This window comes from Bradyrhizobium forestalis (assembly GCF_002795245.1).
In the GTDB taxonomy this organism is placed as follows: Bacteria; Pseudomonadota; Alphaproteobacteria; order Rhizobiales; family Xanthobacteraceae; genus Bradyrhizobium; species Bradyrhizobium forestalis.
The window spans coordinates 1-18,261 of the sequence record NZ_PGVG01000037.1 but is presented as its reverse complement, the minus strand read 5'-3'; the positions used below and the strand labels follow the sequence as shown (position 1 = coordinate 18,261).

Annotated in this window: 9 protein-coding genes and 4 pseudogenes; 4 read left to right on the top strand and 9 right to left on the bottom strand. The window is 58.8% G+C overall.

Features of this window, described 5'->3' with window-relative positions:
* Positions 1 to 53: 53 nt before the first annotated feature.
* From CVM73_RS30885 to CVM73_RS30870, 4 genes are all read right to left on the bottom strand, one after another.
* Complete coding sequence (locus CVM73_RS30885) at positions 54 to 1,796, bottom strand: ATP-binding protein (RefSeq protein WP_100235558.1); 1,743 nt, start codon at positions 1,794 to 1,796, stop codon at positions 54 to 56.
* Positions 1,793 to 2,842, bottom strand: a complete 1,050-nt coding sequence (locus CVM73_RS30880) for an SIR2 family protein (protein ID WP_100235557.1) — start codon at positions 2,840 to 2,842, stop codon at positions 1,793 to 1,795. The genes CVM73_RS30885 and CVM73_RS30880 overlap by 4 nt, the downstream gene beginning before the upstream one ends.
* A gap of 294 nt (positions 2,843 to 3,136) precedes the next feature.
* Positions 3,137 to 6,679, bottom strand: coding sequence for a YhaN family protein (locus tag CVM73_RS30875; RefSeq protein ID WP_100235556.1), 3,543 nt, complete (start codon positions 6,677 to 6,679; stop codon positions 3,137 to 3,139).
* Between the two features lie 3 nt (positions 6,680 to 6,682).
* Positions 6,683 to 7,954, bottom strand: a complete 1,272-nt coding sequence (locus tag CVM73_RS30870; protein ID WP_100235555.1) for a metallophosphoesterase family protein — start codon at positions 7,952 to 7,954, stop codon at positions 6,683 to 6,685.
* A gap of 768 nt (positions 7,955 to 8,722) precedes the next feature.
* Here CVM73_RS30870 and CVM73_RS41225 point away from each other — a divergent pair.
* Positions 8,723 to 9,029: pseudogene (locus CVM73_RS41225) on the top strand (transposase); the annotation flags it as partial.
* A 255-nt stretch (positions 9,030 to 9,284) separates the two neighbouring features.
* Here the strand turns inward: CVM73_RS41225 and CVM73_RS30860 are convergent.
* Both CVM73_RS30860 and CVM73_RS30850 read right to left on the bottom strand, forming a co-directional pair.
* Complete coding sequence (locus CVM73_RS30860; protein WP_100235553.1) at positions 9,285 to 9,824, bottom strand: helix-turn-helix transcriptional regulator; 540 nt, start codon at positions 9,822 to 9,824, stop codon at positions 9,285 to 9,287.
* A gap of 375 nt (positions 9,825 to 10,199) precedes the next feature.
* Positions 10,200 to 10,424 (bottom strand): annotated as a pseudogene (locus CVM73_RS30850) (transposase); the annotation flags it as partial.
* Between the two features lie 87 nt (positions 10,425 to 10,511).
* Between CVM73_RS30850 and CVM73_RS30845 the strand changes: the two are divergent.
* Entirely contained in the window at positions 10,512 to 12,068 is a 1,557-nt protein-coding gene (locus tag CVM73_RS30845; RefSeq protein ID WP_100235551.1) for an ISL3 family transposase, read from the top strand.
* 305 nt (positions 12,069 to 12,373) lie between these two features.
* Positions 12,374 to 12,726, top strand: a pseudogene (locus CVM73_RS30840) (transposase family protein); the annotation flags it as partial.
* Between the two features lie 124 nt (positions 12,727 to 12,850).
* On the opposite strand, the gene CVM73_RS30835 reads toward CVM73_RS30840, so the two are convergent.
* The 3 genes and pseudogenes from CVM73_RS30835 to nolL form a co-directional block, all read right to left on the bottom strand.
* Positions 12,851 to 15,229: an NEL-type E3 ubiquitin ligase domain-containing protein gene (locus CVM73_RS30835; protein ID WP_245452477.1), complete on the bottom strand. Its 2,379-nt coding sequence runs from the start codon at positions 15,227 to 15,229 to the stop codon at positions 12,851 to 12,853.
* A gap of 115 nt (positions 15,230 to 15,344) precedes the next feature.
* Positions 15,345 to 15,547: pseudogene (locus CVM73_RS30830) on the bottom strand (IS481 family transposase); the annotation flags it as partial.
* A 362-nt stretch (positions 15,548 to 15,909) separates the two neighbouring features.
* Positions 15,910 to 17,046, bottom strand: coding sequence for a nodulation factor fucose acetyltransferase NolL (gene nolL, locus CVM73_RS30825; RefSeq protein WP_100235550.1), 1,137 nt, complete (start codon positions 17,044 to 17,046; stop codon positions 15,910 to 15,912).
* A gap of 603 nt (positions 17,047 to 17,649) precedes the next feature.
* Here nolL and CVM73_RS39845 point away from each other — a divergent pair.
* Positions 17,650 to 17,898 carry a hypothetical protein gene (locus CVM73_RS39845; RefSeq protein ID WP_158237622.1) on the top strand — a complete coding sequence of 83 codons (249 nt, stop codon included), beginning with the start codon at positions 17,650 to 17,652 and terminating at the stop codon, positions 17,896 to 17,898.
* Positions 17,899 to 18,261 lie beyond the last annotated feature (363 nt).

Below are 18,261 nucleotides of genomic sequence, written 5' to 3'. Positions count from 1 at the left end.
TCTGCAGCGTCGCGCCCAGCATGGTGATGCGGAAGAGGCTTGCCGGAAGGCAACTATTTGACAAGCGTCTGACGGCGCCAGCTCTCGACAGCCTTGTCGAGCGTCGCCGCAGCCGCTGGGTCGGCCCAACGATCCCAGAACTGGATCGTGCCGCTAAGCGGTTCGTTTATCGGTTTGGCAATGCGGATACGCGTGGGCAGTAGAATCGCATCGCCAACGACGAGTGCTTCGCCCGTGTCGAGGACCGGAAGCAGGTCGCCGAAGCCGCCGAGGCTGTCGGGCAGCAGCCGTCGCACGACAGCTTGGTCGTCACCGTTGGTTAGCCGCATCGCGATGAGATTGTTGCACTGGCTGGCAACCGTGCGGTTCACTTCGGCGGGGCGCTGGCTGATCACCACCAGCCCGACGCCATATTTCCGCCCCTCCTTGGCGATGCGCTCGAAGGTAGCGATCGCATTCTCCGCGGCGCCCGAAGTCGGATCCTGTGGAATATAAAGATGCGCCTCGTCACAGAACAGGGCCACCGGATGGCGAAGCCCCTGCGTGCTCCACTGCTGCACATGGAAGGCCATGCGCGCGACCATGCCGACGATCAGCGGCAAAATGTCGGATGGAACTTCAGAGAAGTCGATGATCTTGACGCCACCGTGGCCGCCTTTGGCCGCGCTGCCACCGAGCAGCAGCTCAACTGCGCGATCGAGCCAATCATAGCTGTCCGCCACGCCGGACGCAGGGAATAGGAAGCCGAGGCGTCGATCGGTGCGTTTGCCCTCGAGGCGCTGGATTAGACGGCTGAGCTTGCCGTGGAAATCGCCCTGCTTCTCAGTGCCCGCCTTGGCTCCCGGTACCATCTCGGCGTTGAGCCGGTTGAGCTCGCCTAGCACGGTTTCCATCCTGAAAGGCACCGGACTGTCGATCGTGAAGTTGGCGAGCACCTCGACATGACCGCCGGCTTTCAGGAAGCCCGTCTTGGCGTCAACGACGGTACGCGACATGATCATGGCCTGGTTTGGGGCGTTCTGATCGGAGCGGTCAACAAACATCGAGACAAGCGCCTCGTAGCTCATGAGCCAATAGGGCAAATGCAGCACACCATCGTTCAGCCCCTTCCCCGCTTCGATGTCGCTTGGGCCTGCGACGCGAAGATGGACGAAACCGTCGCCAGCCATCGACGCATATTCTCCGTGCATGTCGAACACGATGGCATTGGCGCTGTCGAGCTCGGCGATTTGCTCGAGCAGGCGCGCGGTCGTCCACGACTTCCCCGAGCCGGTGCTGCCCACGATGAGCGCATGACGCTGGAACAACCGATTGCCATTGACGAACGCCTGAGCGTTGGGATCGAGCGTATAGGCGCCAAGCGACAGGCGCTGCGCGCCGCCGGTCACCTCCGAAATCACCCCCATGAAGCGCGTAAGGCGCTCGCCTTCGAGAGCGAAGCAGCAGGCATCGATCTCCGGGACGGTCTCGAGCGTCCGGCGGAAGACATTGGCGCGCGGTCCGTCCCGATCGAGCAGCGTGCCGATCAACATAATCCGAACCAGATTGACTTCGGGATGCGCGGCCTCGCCTAGCTCGACATCGGCGATCTTCGCTTCACCGAGCGCGGTACGGATGATCTTTTGGATCACCCCAATTAACTTATGGCCGGCAAGACTGCTCTGGAGCGCAACCAGCCGGTTCACCTGCAGCGCCCGCAGCGCCTCGACATCATCGACGTGGACGATCACCGTGGTCGTGTCGACCGATTGGACGCGGCCCAGCGCTTCTGCGTCCGCAAAATTCAGAATGCTCACGCGGAGACTCCTGTCATCTCATTGAGGAAGCGGTCGAGCCGCCAGATCGGTTGATCTACGTCGAACCCGTTGGGCACGTCGTGCATGTAGGCGCGCGCGCCCATCGTCCCCTCCTCGATCGCGAGGTAGCGCCGGCAGCGTCCGCCGCCCAGGAAGGTCCGGGCGGACGTGGTCAGCTCTTTGGTAATCACGACAAGCGGGACGGAATCGCGGTCGCAACGCTCGATCAGCTTGGTCTGAAGGTGTTCGTCGTTAAAGCCATAACCAACGCAGAAATAGGCGCGGGCGTTCTCCAGCGCGGCGTCGCTGCAGCCCAAGATCGTTCGGAACGGCTCGCCATGTGTCAGCCGGTATTTATCGATGCCCGGCGTGATCATCAGCGGCGAGTATCCGGCCGGCACTTGGGGCATTCCGCGAACGCCGATGATCTGGCCAGCGGAATCCTGGAACCAGTCGAGAGAGCCATGCACTTTCCAGACGGCAACGGTACGGGTTACCTGCCGATTAACGAAAACGCGCGTGTTCGAATCGCGGGCGCGCGATTGCAGATAACCGTAGTTGAAGCCGGTGAACGTGCTTACATCGACGGCATCCGCGGCATATTCGGCAAGCCGGTCATAGTTAGGCGTGACGACATGGACGGTCTTGTGCGTGCTGTCGAAGAGATGGCGGTACAGCCGCGAAAGGGGTAGCGCGCGCCGATCCGCCACAAGCGTCTGGAGGACGCGAAGATCGTGGGGCAGCAGGACAGCGCGGGTCTCGGTGGCGATGAACTGGGTCTGGCGTTCCGTCGGGCGCACGGCCTGGAGTGCGCTTTCGAGATCATTGCCGGCCGCAAGCTGCGCGACGAACTTACCCCATTCGCTCCTCTCGTCTGCTGTCCAGTTCGTGGGAGGCTTGATAGCGGAAAGCTGCAACGCCAAGCCGCCCATGCCGGGCACACCGTGTGCAGCCGAGGCGCCGCTGCCCAGAATGATCACCGGTGTGGCGCTAAGCGCCGCCTGCGCGAATTCCTGCGCCATCTCCGGCGCGCTCTTGGCCGCCATACAGTCCCTTCCCGGCCAACGCGGACTGTATCCACTACAGCCGTCGTCATCCCCATGAGATTTAGTGAATGGAACAATTTCGGCGAGAATTTCGCCCTCGCTAAATCTGAAATTAGCCCTTAGCCGATCAGGTTACGCTTGGTGTCGCGGCGACGAAGGGCCTGCAGGACGTGAACTTTCCGGGATTGATCTTCCTCAAAGGAAGTCCGAGAAGCATATCGACGCAAACTCCGCGTCGCGGACTGCGTTTGAACTTAGCGATAATGATGTCGAGACATGCATTTTATAATCCATCTAAGCAACATTCTTCATTTGATGTGGGCGAGGCTCAAGCGTTGCCGTCGAAACACTCCTGCCAAACGCAGTATCCGCCACATCAAGCAGGTGCTGGTGATGGGTGAAGAAAAGCACCTGCGTTTTCTCCGCAAGCAGTTGCAACACCCTGAAACCGGCCGAGGCGCGCGCATCGTCATAATTGATGAAAAGATCATCGGCGATAAATGGCACCGGCGCAGCATGCATCAGATACTCTTCAACGGCAGCAATGCGCAGCGCGAAAAAGAGCTGATCGGCGGCGCCTTCGCTGAGACCTGATACGGGCACCGCTCCACCGTCCCCACGCACGCCCGCCAGATGTGGCAGATCTTTTTCGTCGTATTCGAGCGTAAGGCGTTGGAACGAGCCGCCGGTCAAAATAGAGAACAGCTCCCCTGCCCGTTTGAGCAATGGTGCCTGCTTTTCGCGCCTAAACCGCTCGATCGCCCACCTCAGGATGATGGTTGCGGAGCGAACGCGCGCATACTGCGCCGCCACCTCCTTCATCTCGGCCAAAGCCAGCTGACGATCACCAGCAGCTTTGGCCGCAGCGGCGTCGCCGCCGACGGCTTCGAACAAACGCTCAGTATCATTGCGACTCTGAATTGCGATCAGCTGGCGTTCCCTGACATCTTTGAGTATTGCCTTTAGCGTTTGCTCCCGAGCCGTTGTTTGATCGGGATCGGCGCTGCGACATTCCTCGGCGAGTTGTTCGACACCAAGCCCGTCGCCATCAGCCTCAAGCGTGGTCCGCAAGCGCGATCGCTCAGCCCGAAGCGCGCGTTGTAGATCGGACTGAAGAATAGCCGCTCGCAATCTGTCGATCGAATCGACGGCTGCGGCCCTTTTGAGGCCATCCATTACGGCCGCGGCGTCCGTCCTGGACTTGTCGCATTCTTCCAATTTCTTCTGGAGGCTCCGCATCGCCTCAGCTTTTTCGTCGCGGGAGACGACAGTCTGCCTCGCCGCATTCAATTGCGCATGGAGTTGGAGGATTGCTTCATCTGCATTCTGCCCCGAAAACCGTGGCGCGATCGCATTTACGAGCTTTTCGACATCCTCCGTAAACGCCGTGATGTCCCGCTCGATCTTTCCAATGCGCTCGTGCTTCAAATCCGCGATCTTGGCAGACGTCTCCCGCATCTGATCGATTGCTTCGATTTGCTCTTGAACGGTCTCAAGCGGGGCTTCGGGTAACAGATTGAGACCCCTCAGGGCCTCCTTCCATTGCGCGTTCCAGACATCACGCTCTTTCGCAGCGTTTTCAACAGCCACGCGCCTGCGTTCGACTTCTGTTGCGACCTTCCGTTCCTCGAGCGCGAGTTCATTCCTCTTTTGTGTGTTGCCCTCCTCCGTGCGGAGGCGCGCTTCGGCAGCCCCAAGAATTCCGTTCAGCGGCAGTATATCTGCCGAGGCTGCGATTGCCGTGTCCGCCATCAAGCTGGCGAGCTGTTGTTTGGCTTTTGCAATTTGCTCCTGGAGCGAGGACCCTGCATGAAGCGCGGCGTCACGCTTTGCGATTTGATCGAGCACGCCAGCCCTCGCATCGAGCCATTCCAGCATTTCGTCCGGAGAACGCGGGTCATCGGTAACCTGTTTCCAGAGGATCGCCCAAGCCTCGGCCAACGCTTTCTGCTCTTCGGCGAACGAAAAAAGCTCCTGCTTGGCGGATTCAAGGACGTCTTGCTCGTCAGCGATTTGCCGCGCCAGCACCATGGCCGCAGCCGTCGACTGCGCATTCTGAAAGCGACGGTCCGCCGCGGTGTCGGCGTCTTCGATGGCCTTCACATAGGCATTGAGCAGCGGCTCGCCGCTTGTAAAAGCGAGCTCCTCCGATTCTGGCACCATGATCTTGTCGACATGTCTGCGCCTGATGATAGACCATCCGGCATCTCGCCGTTCGCGCAGTTTCTTCAACTCCTCAACGCCGACAATTCTTTCATCTGACACAAGACGAGCATAAGACTTTCGATTGTTTTCGACTGTACGCGTCAGCTCACGCGTCACAGCTTGCTGGCGCTGAATACGCGCCTGAAGCTCGCGGGCAGCATCGCGATGCGCCCTTACCGCCTCTTCCGTCGGGCTTTTCAAGGCCTGCAAACTCGTTTCACTCACGATAGGCGGATTCATATCAGCCATTTGCCGCTGACATGATCTATCGGCATCCTGATGCTCTTGATGGATACTCAGGAGACGCGCATTGAGATCGCCAAAAGCACGAATGGACTCAACGACCCCAGCCAACACCGAAAGGTCTTTCTGCGCTCCGAGCGCTTCAATCCGTGCATGGATATCGGCGAGTTTTTCGCTGGCATCCTCTAGCGCCGCTTCAGCGCTATCAACGGCGGCAAATCGGCTGCCACGCGATGTCAACAGTCCGCGGACTGCTGCAACCTTGGCCCGCGGCGGAATTCTCTCGACCAGGTCGGCGACGGACCCTGTCCACCCCAATTCAATCGCCGCGCGCTTCAGGACTTCTTCCGCTGCGGCGAGTTCGACCCGTCGCTTCGGTAAGTCCGCCCGGCCCGAAGAGAGTTGTATGCTGCGCTTCGAAAGTCGTTCAATCTCCGTTTGGTGGAGCAGAACGCCATCGTCAACCACAAGTCCGGAAATTTCCGTGCCGATTGTTGCGATCTGTTCGCGGAATGCGCTTATACGCACTTCTGCAGCAGCGTTATCGCCCGAGGCCTTCTCAAATTGGCTAGCCGCGTCGGGAGGTAATTCGACCACCGCGCCGAGGTCCACTATCTCGGTTTCAATCTCTTGAAGCCGACGCACACCGCGATATACGCGCCGGACTCGAGAAATCTTCGCAAGTTCGGAAACGTGCTCTTCGATTTCCTTCTCGATCTGATTGCAAAGGCCGCGCGCCTCTTCAAATGCGGATTTCAATTCCTGCCATTTGTTTACGCTCACCGTGTGTTGACGCAACGCCGCATCAGCCTCTTTAAGGCGGTCTTCCGCTTGGTAGTATTTTCGGTGTCCCGCCTTGCGGCTGGCCCAGAGCCCATCCGCCTCTGCCTGCATCGCACCCAGCCGATCGCGGAGACCTGACACGCCGGCCCCGGCGGCGAACAATGCCGCGCCGATATCATCCTTGGCCTGGGTGATATCCCGCCCGCCAGCCCGCAGGCGCTCATGGTCAAGACAGAACATCCGGCAGAAAAACGCGCGGTCCATCCCGCCGAGCAAAGGAGCAAGCATGCCATCGCCAGCCGCAAGCGGCAGATCGTCCGGACCGAGAAGCGTGTCCTTGTTGCCCTTGCGACGCCGGACCGAAAGCAGCGCGCCGTCGCGTTCTAGGGCGGCGCCGATGCGCAGCGCCGCATTCTCATGCAGGAAATTACGGGATGATTGCCCGGGAATACCGAAGAGAAGATCTTCAATCGCCGACATCGTCGTCGACTTTCCAGCCTCATTCTCGCCGTACACGACATGAAAGTCAGGTTCGCCTGACGGAAAATGAAGCGTCGTGCCGGTGAAATGTCCGTAACGGATCAGGTCAAGAGAACGAATACGCACCGATCAACGCCTTTCCGCAGTCAGACGTGCGCTCAGATATTCGCCAGCCTGCTCAATCACAACCGAGTATTGTTTCGCGATCACCGCTTCGAGAAGAAAATCGTCAATATCAAGTGCCGCGTCGTGAGGAAGCCTGCGGACAAGGTCGCCCAGATCGTTCGCGATTTCTGCCTGGAGATCGGAATCCCCCGCAGCCTGAGCTAGCAGGACATTGAGATCGTTGATCGCGCTGCCCTCTGGCTGGTTAGAAACTGCCGTCGCAGGCACGGTCGCATTGATCACACGTTCGATCCATGCAACCTCTTCGCCAAGAGCCAGTGCTGCGGCCCTCGCTTCAGCCAACAATTGCGGCGCAGACGCCATCAGTTCGGCGTGAAGAGCCGTCGGGCCAGTTAGTTTGATGCGACAAGCCAGCAGTCGGCCTTCTGCGTTCTTGGCCGCCTCGTCGATCGAGCATTTGATTTGATCTACTACATCCCCGAACCGCGCGCTACCACTGACCGGTACATCGACATGCATCCACCGCACGACATCCGTTTGGAGCAGCTCAGCGCCTTCGATCGCTCCGTCTTGCACCGTAACGAGCTGCGCCGATTTCGGGCCGGCTTCGCGGATGTGGCGCCCCTGTAGATTGCCGCAGAACACCACGTGCGGATTTCGATGCAGTACGCCGCCCTGATGCACGTGCGCGAGCGCCCAATAGTCGTACCCCTTGTTGACCAACTCTTCGAGCGTGCAAGGGGCGTAATTCTCGTGAGAACCACCCGTTCCGCCGAGTGCAGTATGCAGCACGCCGATGTTGAAATAGCCTTTGATCGGCGCGGGATAGGCTGCCGCCAGATTTTCCGTCGTCGCCTGCAGGCGGAAGCTTTGACCGTGAAGGGCGACGCGGCAATCATCGAGCTTGAAAGTTTGAGGCTTTCGATAGCTAAACACCTCAACATTGTCGGGAAGCGTCAGCCGTTTCGTGATTTGGCTTTCGGCGTCATGATTGCCGTGCAACACGAAGGCGGGGATTTTCGCCCCCCGCAAACGACCCATCTGCCGAACGAAAAACAGGCCGGTGTGAAAATCGCGCCAATCGCCGTCGTAGAGGTCTCCGGCGATGACCACGAAAGCCGCCTGTCTATCGATTGCCTGAGTAATGAGGTCCTCAAAGGCAGTTCGGGTCGCCGTTCGAATACGCTCGGCCGCTGGCCCCCCCTGTCCGCTCAGGCCTCTCAGGGGGCTGTCCAGATGTATGTCGCCGGTATGGATAAATTGGAAAGTGCTCACAACAGGACTCGCTTAATTCCAATCAGAACAAACTAGTAAAATCCTCTTATCGCAATCTTGCGCGGAGTGTTGTCACCAAGTATCGGCAAACGCTGAAAGGGATTGTCGATGAGGGCTCGAAGGGGCCGCCGAATTTGAGGGCGACGCGAAGATTCGTCGGCACGTTTAACATGAGTATCGCGTCATCCATGTTGCGGACCGTGTGTCTTTGGGTAGGGTTCGTACAAAGTCGAATCTGAGCCAGCTCCTCAGTCCTGCGAGCCGCTTTCCTCGCGACCTTGCGTCGAAATTCTGGCAAATGCGGCGATCGGCTGGGAACACACACCGTGCCGCGCTGACGCTTTGGAGAGGACCAACTTTGGTCACTCTCACGGACCCCGATCGAAGCGAGCCGACATGCCGAGATGCCGATCACTTCCAGTTGTCGCTCCTGGGCGAGACTTAAAGCCTTCGCGACGATCCCACGCCTTCATCTTCTGCAACTCCGGAGTCAGAAACCCTGGTGTGCAGCACCCGAAGCAGCCTAGCTGCTCGGCATCGATAGAAAAAAGCTGCTGCGGCGTGAGCTCATTCGGCTTGAGCCTTCGTCCGGACCCTGGCCCTTCGACCGGACACCGTCCACAATTGAAAACTTACCTCGTCATGAAGAGGAAAATTCGCCAATTTCTGCCGGGCACCGCAGATATCAAGCGAATTTTCTCATTTCGCGCTGGAGTTCATCGAAGAAATCAACCGCATCGATGTACCCATGCGGTACTGCAGATACGCCAAGTCTATGTCGAGAAGGTTATCATCGCCGACGTTGCGCCAGACGCCATCGTCGTCATGGACAACCTCTCCAGCCATAAGGAACCAAGGGTGCGCCAGATGATCGAGGCTGCGGGTGCACGCCTGCTCTACCTGCCTCCCTACAGCCCCGGCTTCAATCCCATCGAGAACGCCTTCGCCAAGCTCAAGCCATTCTTGCGTAGAGGCCGCAAAACGAACCGTTCACGGCCTCTGGAGCGCGATTGGTCGCATCACAGGAACCGAATGCCGCAACTACTTCATCGCCGCAGGATACGCTGCAACATGATCGGCGGATGCTCAGCGGTCCAAAAAGAAGAAGCCGCCGGGCAGGAAGCGGAAGCTCCCGTCCGACGGCGAAGCCAGTCAAGAGAACGTGGTGTCTCTACGCGACCGACGGATGCGGAAACGGTATCACGGTCACTGAGGTGCGGCGACGCGGCAAGCGTCGCCAATGGGGTCGCCCTCGGTACGCAGCGGGAGAACGCGGCCTTGTCCGATGCGAGCAGGGGCCGGGGCAGTACATGCTTTGGGAGATTGCGCGCTAGGCGGCTTCTAACTGCTTCTCGTATTCAGTTAGTCGGCCCTGCAAAGTCTCTTCCAGCTTCTTCCTGTCGGACTCAATGGCAGCATTAGCCATCCGAACGGCCTCTGCCTCAAGAGCAGTTTCCTTGGATAGCTTTTCATTCTTAAAAAGCCATTTCGCAACTGTCGCCCAATCCCAAAGAGGACTATCCGACGTCACGCGTGCAACAGGTGCGGGAAAGTCCTTGCTGCGCTGGCCTTTGGAATACTGAGTCATTGCCGCGCGAGACATGCCCGTTCGCGCGGCAATGTCGGACAAACTTACAAGCGGGTCCGGTTCAACGCGATCAACCGAGGCTCCAGCCGCTTCTACGTTCTTTAACGCAGAAGCAATCGCTTTGCTGATTGATTCCGCATCTCGGGCAAAATCAACGATGATGTGGCCCTTTTGAAAGGAAATGGTCGCGTCGTCACAACCGGCCTTGAAAAACCGATCTGCGAAATCTTCCGCCTCCGGGTTGAGGCCGGAAGCAATGATGCTGAACTCAAACGTTTTCATCGTTCTCCTCCTCTTTCTTGTGGGGGCAGCGGTCCACTTCCCGCTTCAGTTGCTTGGCATGGTTTTGAGGGTTTCTTGGCGTAGACCAGACAAAGATCATGCATCCTTCTCTGTCATGGTGCTCACACAAGAGCTTTCCCCAAGCATGACCATTGACCTTAACCCACGACCACCCCTGCTCTTCGGCATAGGTAACCGCAGCTTCGATCTCCTTGTTTGGGTGGGAAGGCCTCTTAGCCATCCTTGCACCGAACAATTGGCGATCCGTTAACAGATGTCAACACCCTTGGTTCCTCTCCGTCCTTACAAATCGTTTATCGGTTCGATTGTGGTAAATAAACCAGGGGTTGCCGAATCTAGCGAGTTTTCAACTCTTTAGCGAGAATTTCTCTGCCAATAACCCTTCCATTGACGCGAAACTGGGTGCTGCAAAGCAGCATCGCAGGTCATTAGATACTGTTCCCCGTTGCTAATGAGGCGGTTGTTCTCGCGCCAAGCCATTTCGCTGGCGTAGGCCGCCAGATAAGGACCGGCGACGTGGTGATGAATGCCGATCTCAGCGCGCCGCAGGCGGGAAAAGAATGACTCCGCCTGATTGGTGTCAATCGGCCTGCAAATTTGGCTCTGACTCACTTTTGATGCAGTTTGCGGGATGTCTGGCGCTTTGATTGGAGGAGAATCAGCGCCATGCAGCAGGCACTCCACCGCTCCAGTTTGGTGCCGCGTGGGGTTGTTGTAGAGAGTGCCTACTACGAGGGTGACATGGCGATCGTTGTGGTTCGGGCTTCCGGAAGCGTTGGCCTGTGTCCATCTTGCGGAACGGCTTCCCGACGTGTCCATAGCCGCTATCGACGCCGCGTGACCGATCTGCCGCTCTCGGGGCGGATCGTCCAGCTCCTGGTGATCGCCCGCCGCTTCCGCTGTGACGCCGTCCTAAGCGGGCGCCAAATCTTCACCGAGCGCTTCGCCGAAGGCGCACTGGCGCCATCGGCGCGACGCACGGCAAGGCTGGACTCCATCGTCCATCACCTCGGCCTGGCGCTTGGCGGTCGACCGGCAGCAGGCTTTGCAAAGCGGCTGATGCTGCCGGTAAGCAAAGATACGCTTCTTCGGGTGGTCCGGCGCCAAAGCCGTCCCCCAACTGACCCGCTCAGGGTTATCGGCATTGTCGACTGGGCCTGGCGGCGCAATCACCGATACGCCAGCATTGTCTGCAACCTGGAGAAGCGTCGGATGGTCACCCTGCTGCCGGATCGTGAACCAGCAACTGCACAAGCGTGGCTCGCTGCTCATCCCACGATCGCAATCGTCGCCCGTGATCGTGGCGGCGGATACGGCGAAGCCGCGGCCAAGGCCCTGCCGCATGCAGTACAGGTCGCCGATCGTTGGCATCTGATGGAGAACGCCAGTCGGGCTTTCCTCGAGGCCGTGCGCAAGTCGATGCGACAGATCCGCACCGTGATCGGTGCGACCACGATCGACCCCAAGCTGCTCACAGCCGCCGAGCGTCTTCAGTATGAGGGCCATCTGCGCCGCGAGGAGACCAGTGCGGCCATCCTGGCTCTGTCGAAGAACGGCATACCTATCAAGCAGATCGTGCGTCAGACCGGCCACAGCAGGAAGCTGGTGCGACAGGTGGTCCGCGGCGAACGCCACGACGTCTTCCGAACCCGACAAAGTTCGTTGGATCTACATTTACCATGGCTGGACGAGCAGTGGGCGTCCGGCTGCCGTAACGGGGCTGAACTTTGGCGTCGTTTAAAAGTGCGGGGCTTCCGAGGCTCGCTCCGCGTCATCAGCGAGTGGGCAACCCGCAGACGACGAGCGGAAAGAGCCGACACACAAAACCTTCAGAGGATTCCGTCGGCCAGAACGATCGCGCGCCTCATGACAATCGGGCGAGACTTGCTCACGAAAGCAGAGACCATGACGGTCGCGGCGATCGAAGCTGGCGTGCCAACCTTGGTCGAGGCACGCGACATCATTGCCGAATTCCATCTGATGATCCAGCGCAAGACGGAGGCGGGTCTCATGACGTGGATAGAGCGCGCCCGCGCTAGTCTCGTCGCCTCGTTCGCCAGTGGCGTCGCAAGGGACGAAGCAGCGGTCCGGGCAGCAATCACTTTGCCCTGGTCTAATGGCCAGACCGAAGGTCAGATCACGCGCCTCAAGCTCGTCAGACGTCAGATGTACGGCCGCGGCAAACTCGATCTGCTTCAAGCGAGACTAATCGGCGCAGAATAACGAGCTGCACCAAGATTGCGTCAGAGCCAATATTGTAGGCCGAATGACACCTTCAGCATCCAGGGCCTCTGAAGGGTGACTTCGCGGGCTTGTCCCGCGCATAGGTTTAGTCAACGCAAAGACTCCGGGTGGCCGGAGGGTGGCTATAAGGGTGGCTGCACGCAGGACACAATACCAGCTTCGTGAACAGACCATTTTCTGCTCAGTCCGCCATCTCGTTCCTCATGCGGCAACGCCGCCGGCACTAGATGTTTAGTCCGGGGCTTTGATGGTGCATCCTTATCGCACGATTCGAAGGAAGCGCTATGGGACAAATTTTACACGGCTGCGCCACCACGACGGAGGCGGTCCGTCGAGCAATACAAAATAGTCAAGAGAGCCTAAGAGCGTGGCTAAGCGCTATGGGATCAATCCCAAAACGGTCGCCAAGTGGAAGAGGCGCGGCTCCGTCACTGATCTGAAGACAGGACCCAAGGAGCCAAAGTCCACCTCTCTATCGGTAGAGGACGAGGCCATCATCGTGGCCTTTCGCAAGCATACCCTGTTGCCGCTCGACGACTGTCTCTACGCTCTTCAGGCCACGATTCCGCACCTGACCCGCTCATCGCTTCATCGATGTCTTCAGCGCCACAGCATTTCGCGGCTGCCGGAAGTGGAAGATGGTGCCGGGACTAGCAGAGGCTCGGCACGAATCGATATTTGCAAGACTGAGCCGCCAGTTACGCTGTGTCACTGAGATATAGGTCCCCGTAAAATTGACGCTCCTCGCAAGGATGGCCATTTCACAGCTCAAGCCCGCGGTCCCCAAGCACCTGGCGCATCAGAGGACCCTTGATCTCGCGGGCGATCTCCTCGCTAATCTGGGCTCCGAATTGCAACTCGGCATCGCTATCTCCGGTTAGCTGATGCTCGGCGAGCCGTTGCTCAAGGCGGCTCGGAAACTCCTCGTCCATCGCCTCCCTGAGCCGGCCCTCCATCTGTGCATGAGCTTGTGGGGCAATCCGACTCACCACCATCTCCCAGGGTTGCCAGCGAGTTGCCAGATAGTCGGCGAACCCCGTCGCCTCCTCGTTGCGCACCTGGATCTCGGCTGCGGTGAGGTCGTCTTCAGTGACGTGGGCGACATCAAAGAATCGCATATCCGGAGCGATGAGCTGTAGGTCCAGCCGCTCACGTAGCTTGACCTGATAGGCGAGATAGACCTCGACCTCGTCGACGAACCCGAGCGAGTCGACCTTCTGACGGGCGATCGGCTCGAGCGCGTTCAGGCGGAACAGGACCCGCCCCTGCTGGATGAGTTCGCCGAGCCGATCGTCATAGGCTCCGTCCTCAACATCAGCGTTCAGACGTGCGGTCTGCATGCCGTTCCAGGTCAGGGTGACGCGATCCTGGCAGGTCTCGCTCGCCCCGTAGGCCAGCTCAAAAAACTGCCGCCGCAATTCCGGCCTGATCGCCGCCTGCCGTAGATCCTCGGCCACCGCCTCTCGGAATTTGGGATTGTCATAATTCACAGTCTTCTGCAGCTTGTCGAGGAAGAGCGCGTATTCCGGGGCTCCCTCCTCGTGGGCGAAGTTCTGCCAGACGGCGATCGCCTCCGGCTCGCTCTTCAACCAGTCCGCGACCGCATTGGCCAGCGGCCGTTCCTGGTCCACCATCGTTCCTCCACCCATTGAAAAGAAGACCCGCGGGCCGGCATAGCTCGGCGCATTCAGGGCTGCCGCCAAATTCGTCCGCACCTGCTCGGGCAGCGCATTATCCTCCACATAAACCATGCACCCAGACCCTAGCCGGGTCAGCAGGCTCTCTGGCAGGCTGGTGAGCCGATTGTTGCGTGCCTCGAGCATCTGGAGCTCGGTCGGGAGGTTCTCGGGCAAGCTCGACAGGCTGTTGCCGCTGACGTGGAGTCTCTGGAGCTCAGTCGGAAGAGTCTCGGGCAGGCTGTTCAGCCGGTTATCGCGGGCGAAGAGCAACAGGAGCTCGGCCGGGAGAGTGTCGGGCAGGCTGGTCAGCCGGTTGCCGTCGGCTTCGAGCTCTTTGAGTTCGGGCGGGAGAGTGTCGGGTAAACTGGTCAACCGGTTGCTACCGAGGGCAAGCGACTGAAGTCCGGTCGGCAAGGTGTCGGGTAGGCGGGTCAACAGGTTGCCGCGGACATCGAGGTCCTGGAGCCCGGCCGGCAGGTTGTCTGGCAGGCTGGTCAACCGATTGCTGCAGACGGCGAGTGTCGAAAGGCTCTCCGGAAGCGTTTCAGGCAGCCCGGTCAGCTGGTTGCTGCCGACGACCAGAGACTGGAGTCCGGTCGGCAGAGTGTCCGGCAGGTCGGTTAACCGGTTGTTGCTGGCGCCAAGCGTCCGGAGGCCGGACGGAAGGGTGTCAGGCAGGCGCACCAGCTCGTTGTCGCTGACGTTGAGCGACTGGAGCCCGGGCGGAAGGGCGGCAGGCAGTGTCGTCAGGCCCAGATCATGCAGCTCCAGCCCTGCATAGACGTCGCCGGCCTCTGCCCAGGCTCTTATTCGTCTTACGGCCTCTTGGCGGTCTTCGTCTTGCGTCTGCCCCTCCTCGCCGGCCCAGGTGTCCAAGACGTGGTCGAGCCGCGATTGCCTGAGGACGGGGTCCTCAAGGTCCGTCGTACTGCCATCGCCCGGCCGAGGCTGTCGGCCGAGGATTGATACTCCGAGATCTTGCTGCCAAGGAATTGCCGCGGTCGTTGGCCACTCAGGCACCACATCACCGGGCTCCGCCCACCAATGCCCCTCCTGATCGAAACTTTGCGTCGGCCAATCGGCAGCTGCATCCACGCCGCGCCAACCATCCGTCAGACTGAAACTGCCGGCTGGCAACTGACCACTCCGATCCGCGCCCGGAAAAAGCAGATCTTGATTGACGCCTTGTCCAGAGAAGGCAGGCGAATCCGAGGGCAACCGCGAGGTGCCTTGTCCGACGCGATCCCCGTGCGGCATTCTCAAAAAATCCGCATCTCTGTTCGACACAACGTCGCGGTCGCTGAGGTTATTTGAATTCTGGGGCGGGCGCTCGTGCGGATGCAACTCGTTCAGGTGCTGCTGAAAGCCCGCTTGGTAATCCTGCTGCTGTCCCAGCTCGTCGTCGTACGCCCGCTCGACATCTGGGGCCTCGACGGGGTGGAGGTGGTTGAACGCATCCATCCGATTCTCCTGACAAATCTGAGCAGCTAACGTCGAACCTGGATAAACGCGTTCTTGCTACGAGGCTTAGCTTTCGAGAAGCTGACGAGGAATCTGAATGATTGTAACTGCCCTGTTAGGTGTTTAGTCCCGGCATTTGCTGGAGCGGATTGAGTTTGAATCGTTCTGGCTCGGACGTCCAGCATTTGCAGATGTGCTCGTAAGGCGTGAGGCCCTTCAAGGTCTTTAGCCGCCGTGCATAGTTGTAGGCGATGAAGTCGGCGAGATGAGAGCTTCGAGCTGATCGTGTCGATGATAATGATAGCGTTGGACGGTCGCTTGCGGAGCCGGCATTATTGACCTGCACGCTACTGCCGCGCGAAGTCACCGTTACGGCTGTCATTCCGCCTGCAATAGTTGGAAGCCGATTGACAGAAGACCTCATGGCGTACTTGCGATGGAAGCCCGTGATGGTGGCGAAGCCTTCCAGAATTCGCATATTCTCCGCGAGGTCTGACGATCTGTAACGCTCGCCAACAACTCTTTGTCAGCATCTCGTGCGTCGACATCCAAAGCCGCCTCATCGCTGTCCCTACTCCGTCACTTTCGGAGGAAGCAAATCACGTGGAGCAAAGACGCAATCTTCTGGAACATTTTTCGGCGAGGCACCCAGATTGGGGCGCCATGAATGGACAGCAGGTTCACAAGTCCCGCAAGCTACGATCGTTTGCGAGAGCCTCCTGATTGATTTGGCTGCCCGACAAGGAGCGGGGTGGCACTCCGAGCACGAGCTGGGAGAGATAAGGAATGTCGCGCACGGCCCAGCGAACCGTTAGCGCGGCGGCAACAATTATTGTCCCGAGAAATGCAGCCGCGGCCGACCTCATCGTGGCGTCCCAAGATTCTCCATACTGTATCGAATCCATGAGACGGAATACCGTACCCTGGATCAAGTACAGCACCAGCGTGCTGGGTCCCAGTTTCGCGGCGATAAAGCGGACCACCCGATTTGAACGACCAATATTCCAGGATCGAAGCAGGACCTTAATCATCACCGCTGAGGCAGCTGCGGAGCCAAGAAACATCAGAAGCACATTTTTTGCCGACTGCAAATCCTGGACCAAAGCTAGATTGTTGTAGACATAAGTGTCCTTGCGCCAGATCGGAAAGCACATCATAGCCGCGATTGTGACAAACATAATGAAGAACGGCCTGTGAGAGCGCATCATGCTGGTCCACCGTTCTCTCGACATTGCAAATGAGAACCCCAGGCAGAAAAACGGGTACGTATACTTTATGAGAGGGAATATGGAAAAGGTCGCAGGTGCAAGGACCACCAGAATGACCGATACGAACAAGGCCCATGGTGACGAATGACTGAAGATCGAAATAGTTTTAGCGAGAAGAAAACAAATGAACGCGGCCCAGACGAACCAGTATGTGCCGGCGAAATCATTCAGGAACTGCAAAGCGTTGTCTGGTGCGCTCGCCAGTCGGGGAAGCACGGTCAACTTTAATGTCGCCAGGAGAGAGAACCAAAACAGCATAGGCACCAGGAGCTGCATCGCACGATCGCCCATGGCTTGCATGAAGGACTTTTCCAGCAGCGCTCGGCAGGAAAGATAACCGCTTATTCCCATAAAGAGGGGCATGTGGAACATGTAGATCCATTTGAAACTTGCCGAATCCCAAAACCCTTCATTTCGGTAGAGGATATATTGGATCAGGTGACCGACGATCACTAAAATGATGAGCACTCCTTTGGTGAAGTCCAAAGCGAGATCGCGATCGTGCGCTGTCTCAGGCATAATCTTTGCTGTTACATGATGTATCAACATCTCGGCACACTTTTCCGATCAGCCGTAGCTCGCGACAAATCCTGTCCGACGACGGCGGAGACAATCGCCACGGAGAGTCTACGCTCCAATAGCCGACTGTGCGATAAATACCGAAAGGAAAGGGCTAAACGAGCTATATGATGGTATATCGATTTCTTTCCCACGAACCTTGCTTCAATCGCGTCCAAGATCCGGCGGGCACTTGCACCGTGCACCGAGCGGAAGAGGTGTTTGCAAGGCATCGCGAGGAGACTTTCTATAGCGCAGTAACTGAACTGCCCATGAAGACTTAAACGAATGCAGGTTGCGAAGTACCGCGCTCGCGGAGGAATTTGGCCCGCGCATCAGGAGAAGCAGCCTTCGTCAGCAAACCTTTGTCTGGTAGCCATGTTCTTGGTCCTTGTTCCGTCGCGTGCGCTCCGTCGACTACGAATGCGTTCGATCTGCAGCGCTAGCTCACGTGAGCTGCCCCGCCGATAGACTGAGATTGCAGCCCTGCTACCTCTTCAGCCACGATCAGGATATGAGGCGCTCGCCTTCCAAAACGCGCACGAGGTAAGGCGGCAGGAACCGCTCCCTATGCTCCCAGCCGCCCCGGATAAGATGGCCAAGATCGACTGGACCTTCCCCGGCTGGCCTTGCGCTTACGATTGGCGGTGGGCAATGCAGCGGCCGGGATGGCCCGGCTTCGTTCATTCTACCGGCGTGCGGGTGATGGATCAGGCGAATATCCCTGCGACCGCGCGGTCCAAATGTCGCCGAATAGCGCTCCCCATTGATCGTGAACTGACTTGGCCCGAACTGGTTTGGCAGCAGATTGATGTTGCCCAATACATCGATCAGCACGTCTGAAGCCGCCTGGGAGCCGTGGCGCCAGTTGGCGCCAACGATCGCTCCAATGTCCCGCAGCTCCGAAGTCGCCCCCGGCGGTCCTGCGAACGGCGAGGCGGCCGTGAATTCAGGTGCTGGCGCGGAGCGCGCATCGTCACGCAAGTCGTGGGGTGTGGGTGGATCCAGATCAACAAGGGAGTCGAGACCGCCGTAGATGTTTGACGATCGAGGCCTCATAGTTCGAGGCCACGCTCTGCGAGCACACGGTGCATGACCTCGCCTTTGATCTCGCCAGCGATCTCGCTTCGGACTTGGGCTCCGAGCACCCGCTGGGCATCTGGATCGCCTAGAAGACCATGCTCGGCCAATCGCTGATCCAAGCGG

Excerpts from the sequence above, each read along its gene's own strand:
- CVM73_RS30860 (WP_100235553.1), bottom strand. The coding sequence starts at position 9,824 with ATGAAAACGTTTGAGTTCAGCATCATTGCTTCCGGCCTCAACCCGGAG.
- CVM73_RS39845 (WP_158237622.1), top strand. The coding sequence starts at position 17,650 with ATGGCCAAGATCGACTGGACCTTCCCCGGCTGGCCTTGCGCTTACGAT.
- nolL (WP_100235550.1), bottom strand. The coding sequence starts at position 17,046 with ATGTTGATACATCATGTAACAGCAAAGATTATGCCTGAGACAGCGCAC.
- CVM73_RS30845 (WP_100235551.1), top strand. The coding sequence starts at position 10,512 with ATGCAGCAGGCACTCCACCGCTCCAGTTTGGTGCCGCGTGGGGTTGTT.
- CVM73_RS30880 (WP_100235557.1), bottom strand. The coding sequence starts at position 2,842 with ATGGCGGCCAAGAGCGCGCCGGAGATGGCGCAGGAATTCGCGCAGGCG.
- CVM73_RS30835 (WP_245452477.1), bottom strand. The coding sequence starts at position 15,229 with ATGGATGCGTTCAACCACCTCCACCCCGTCGAGGCCCCAGATGTCGAG.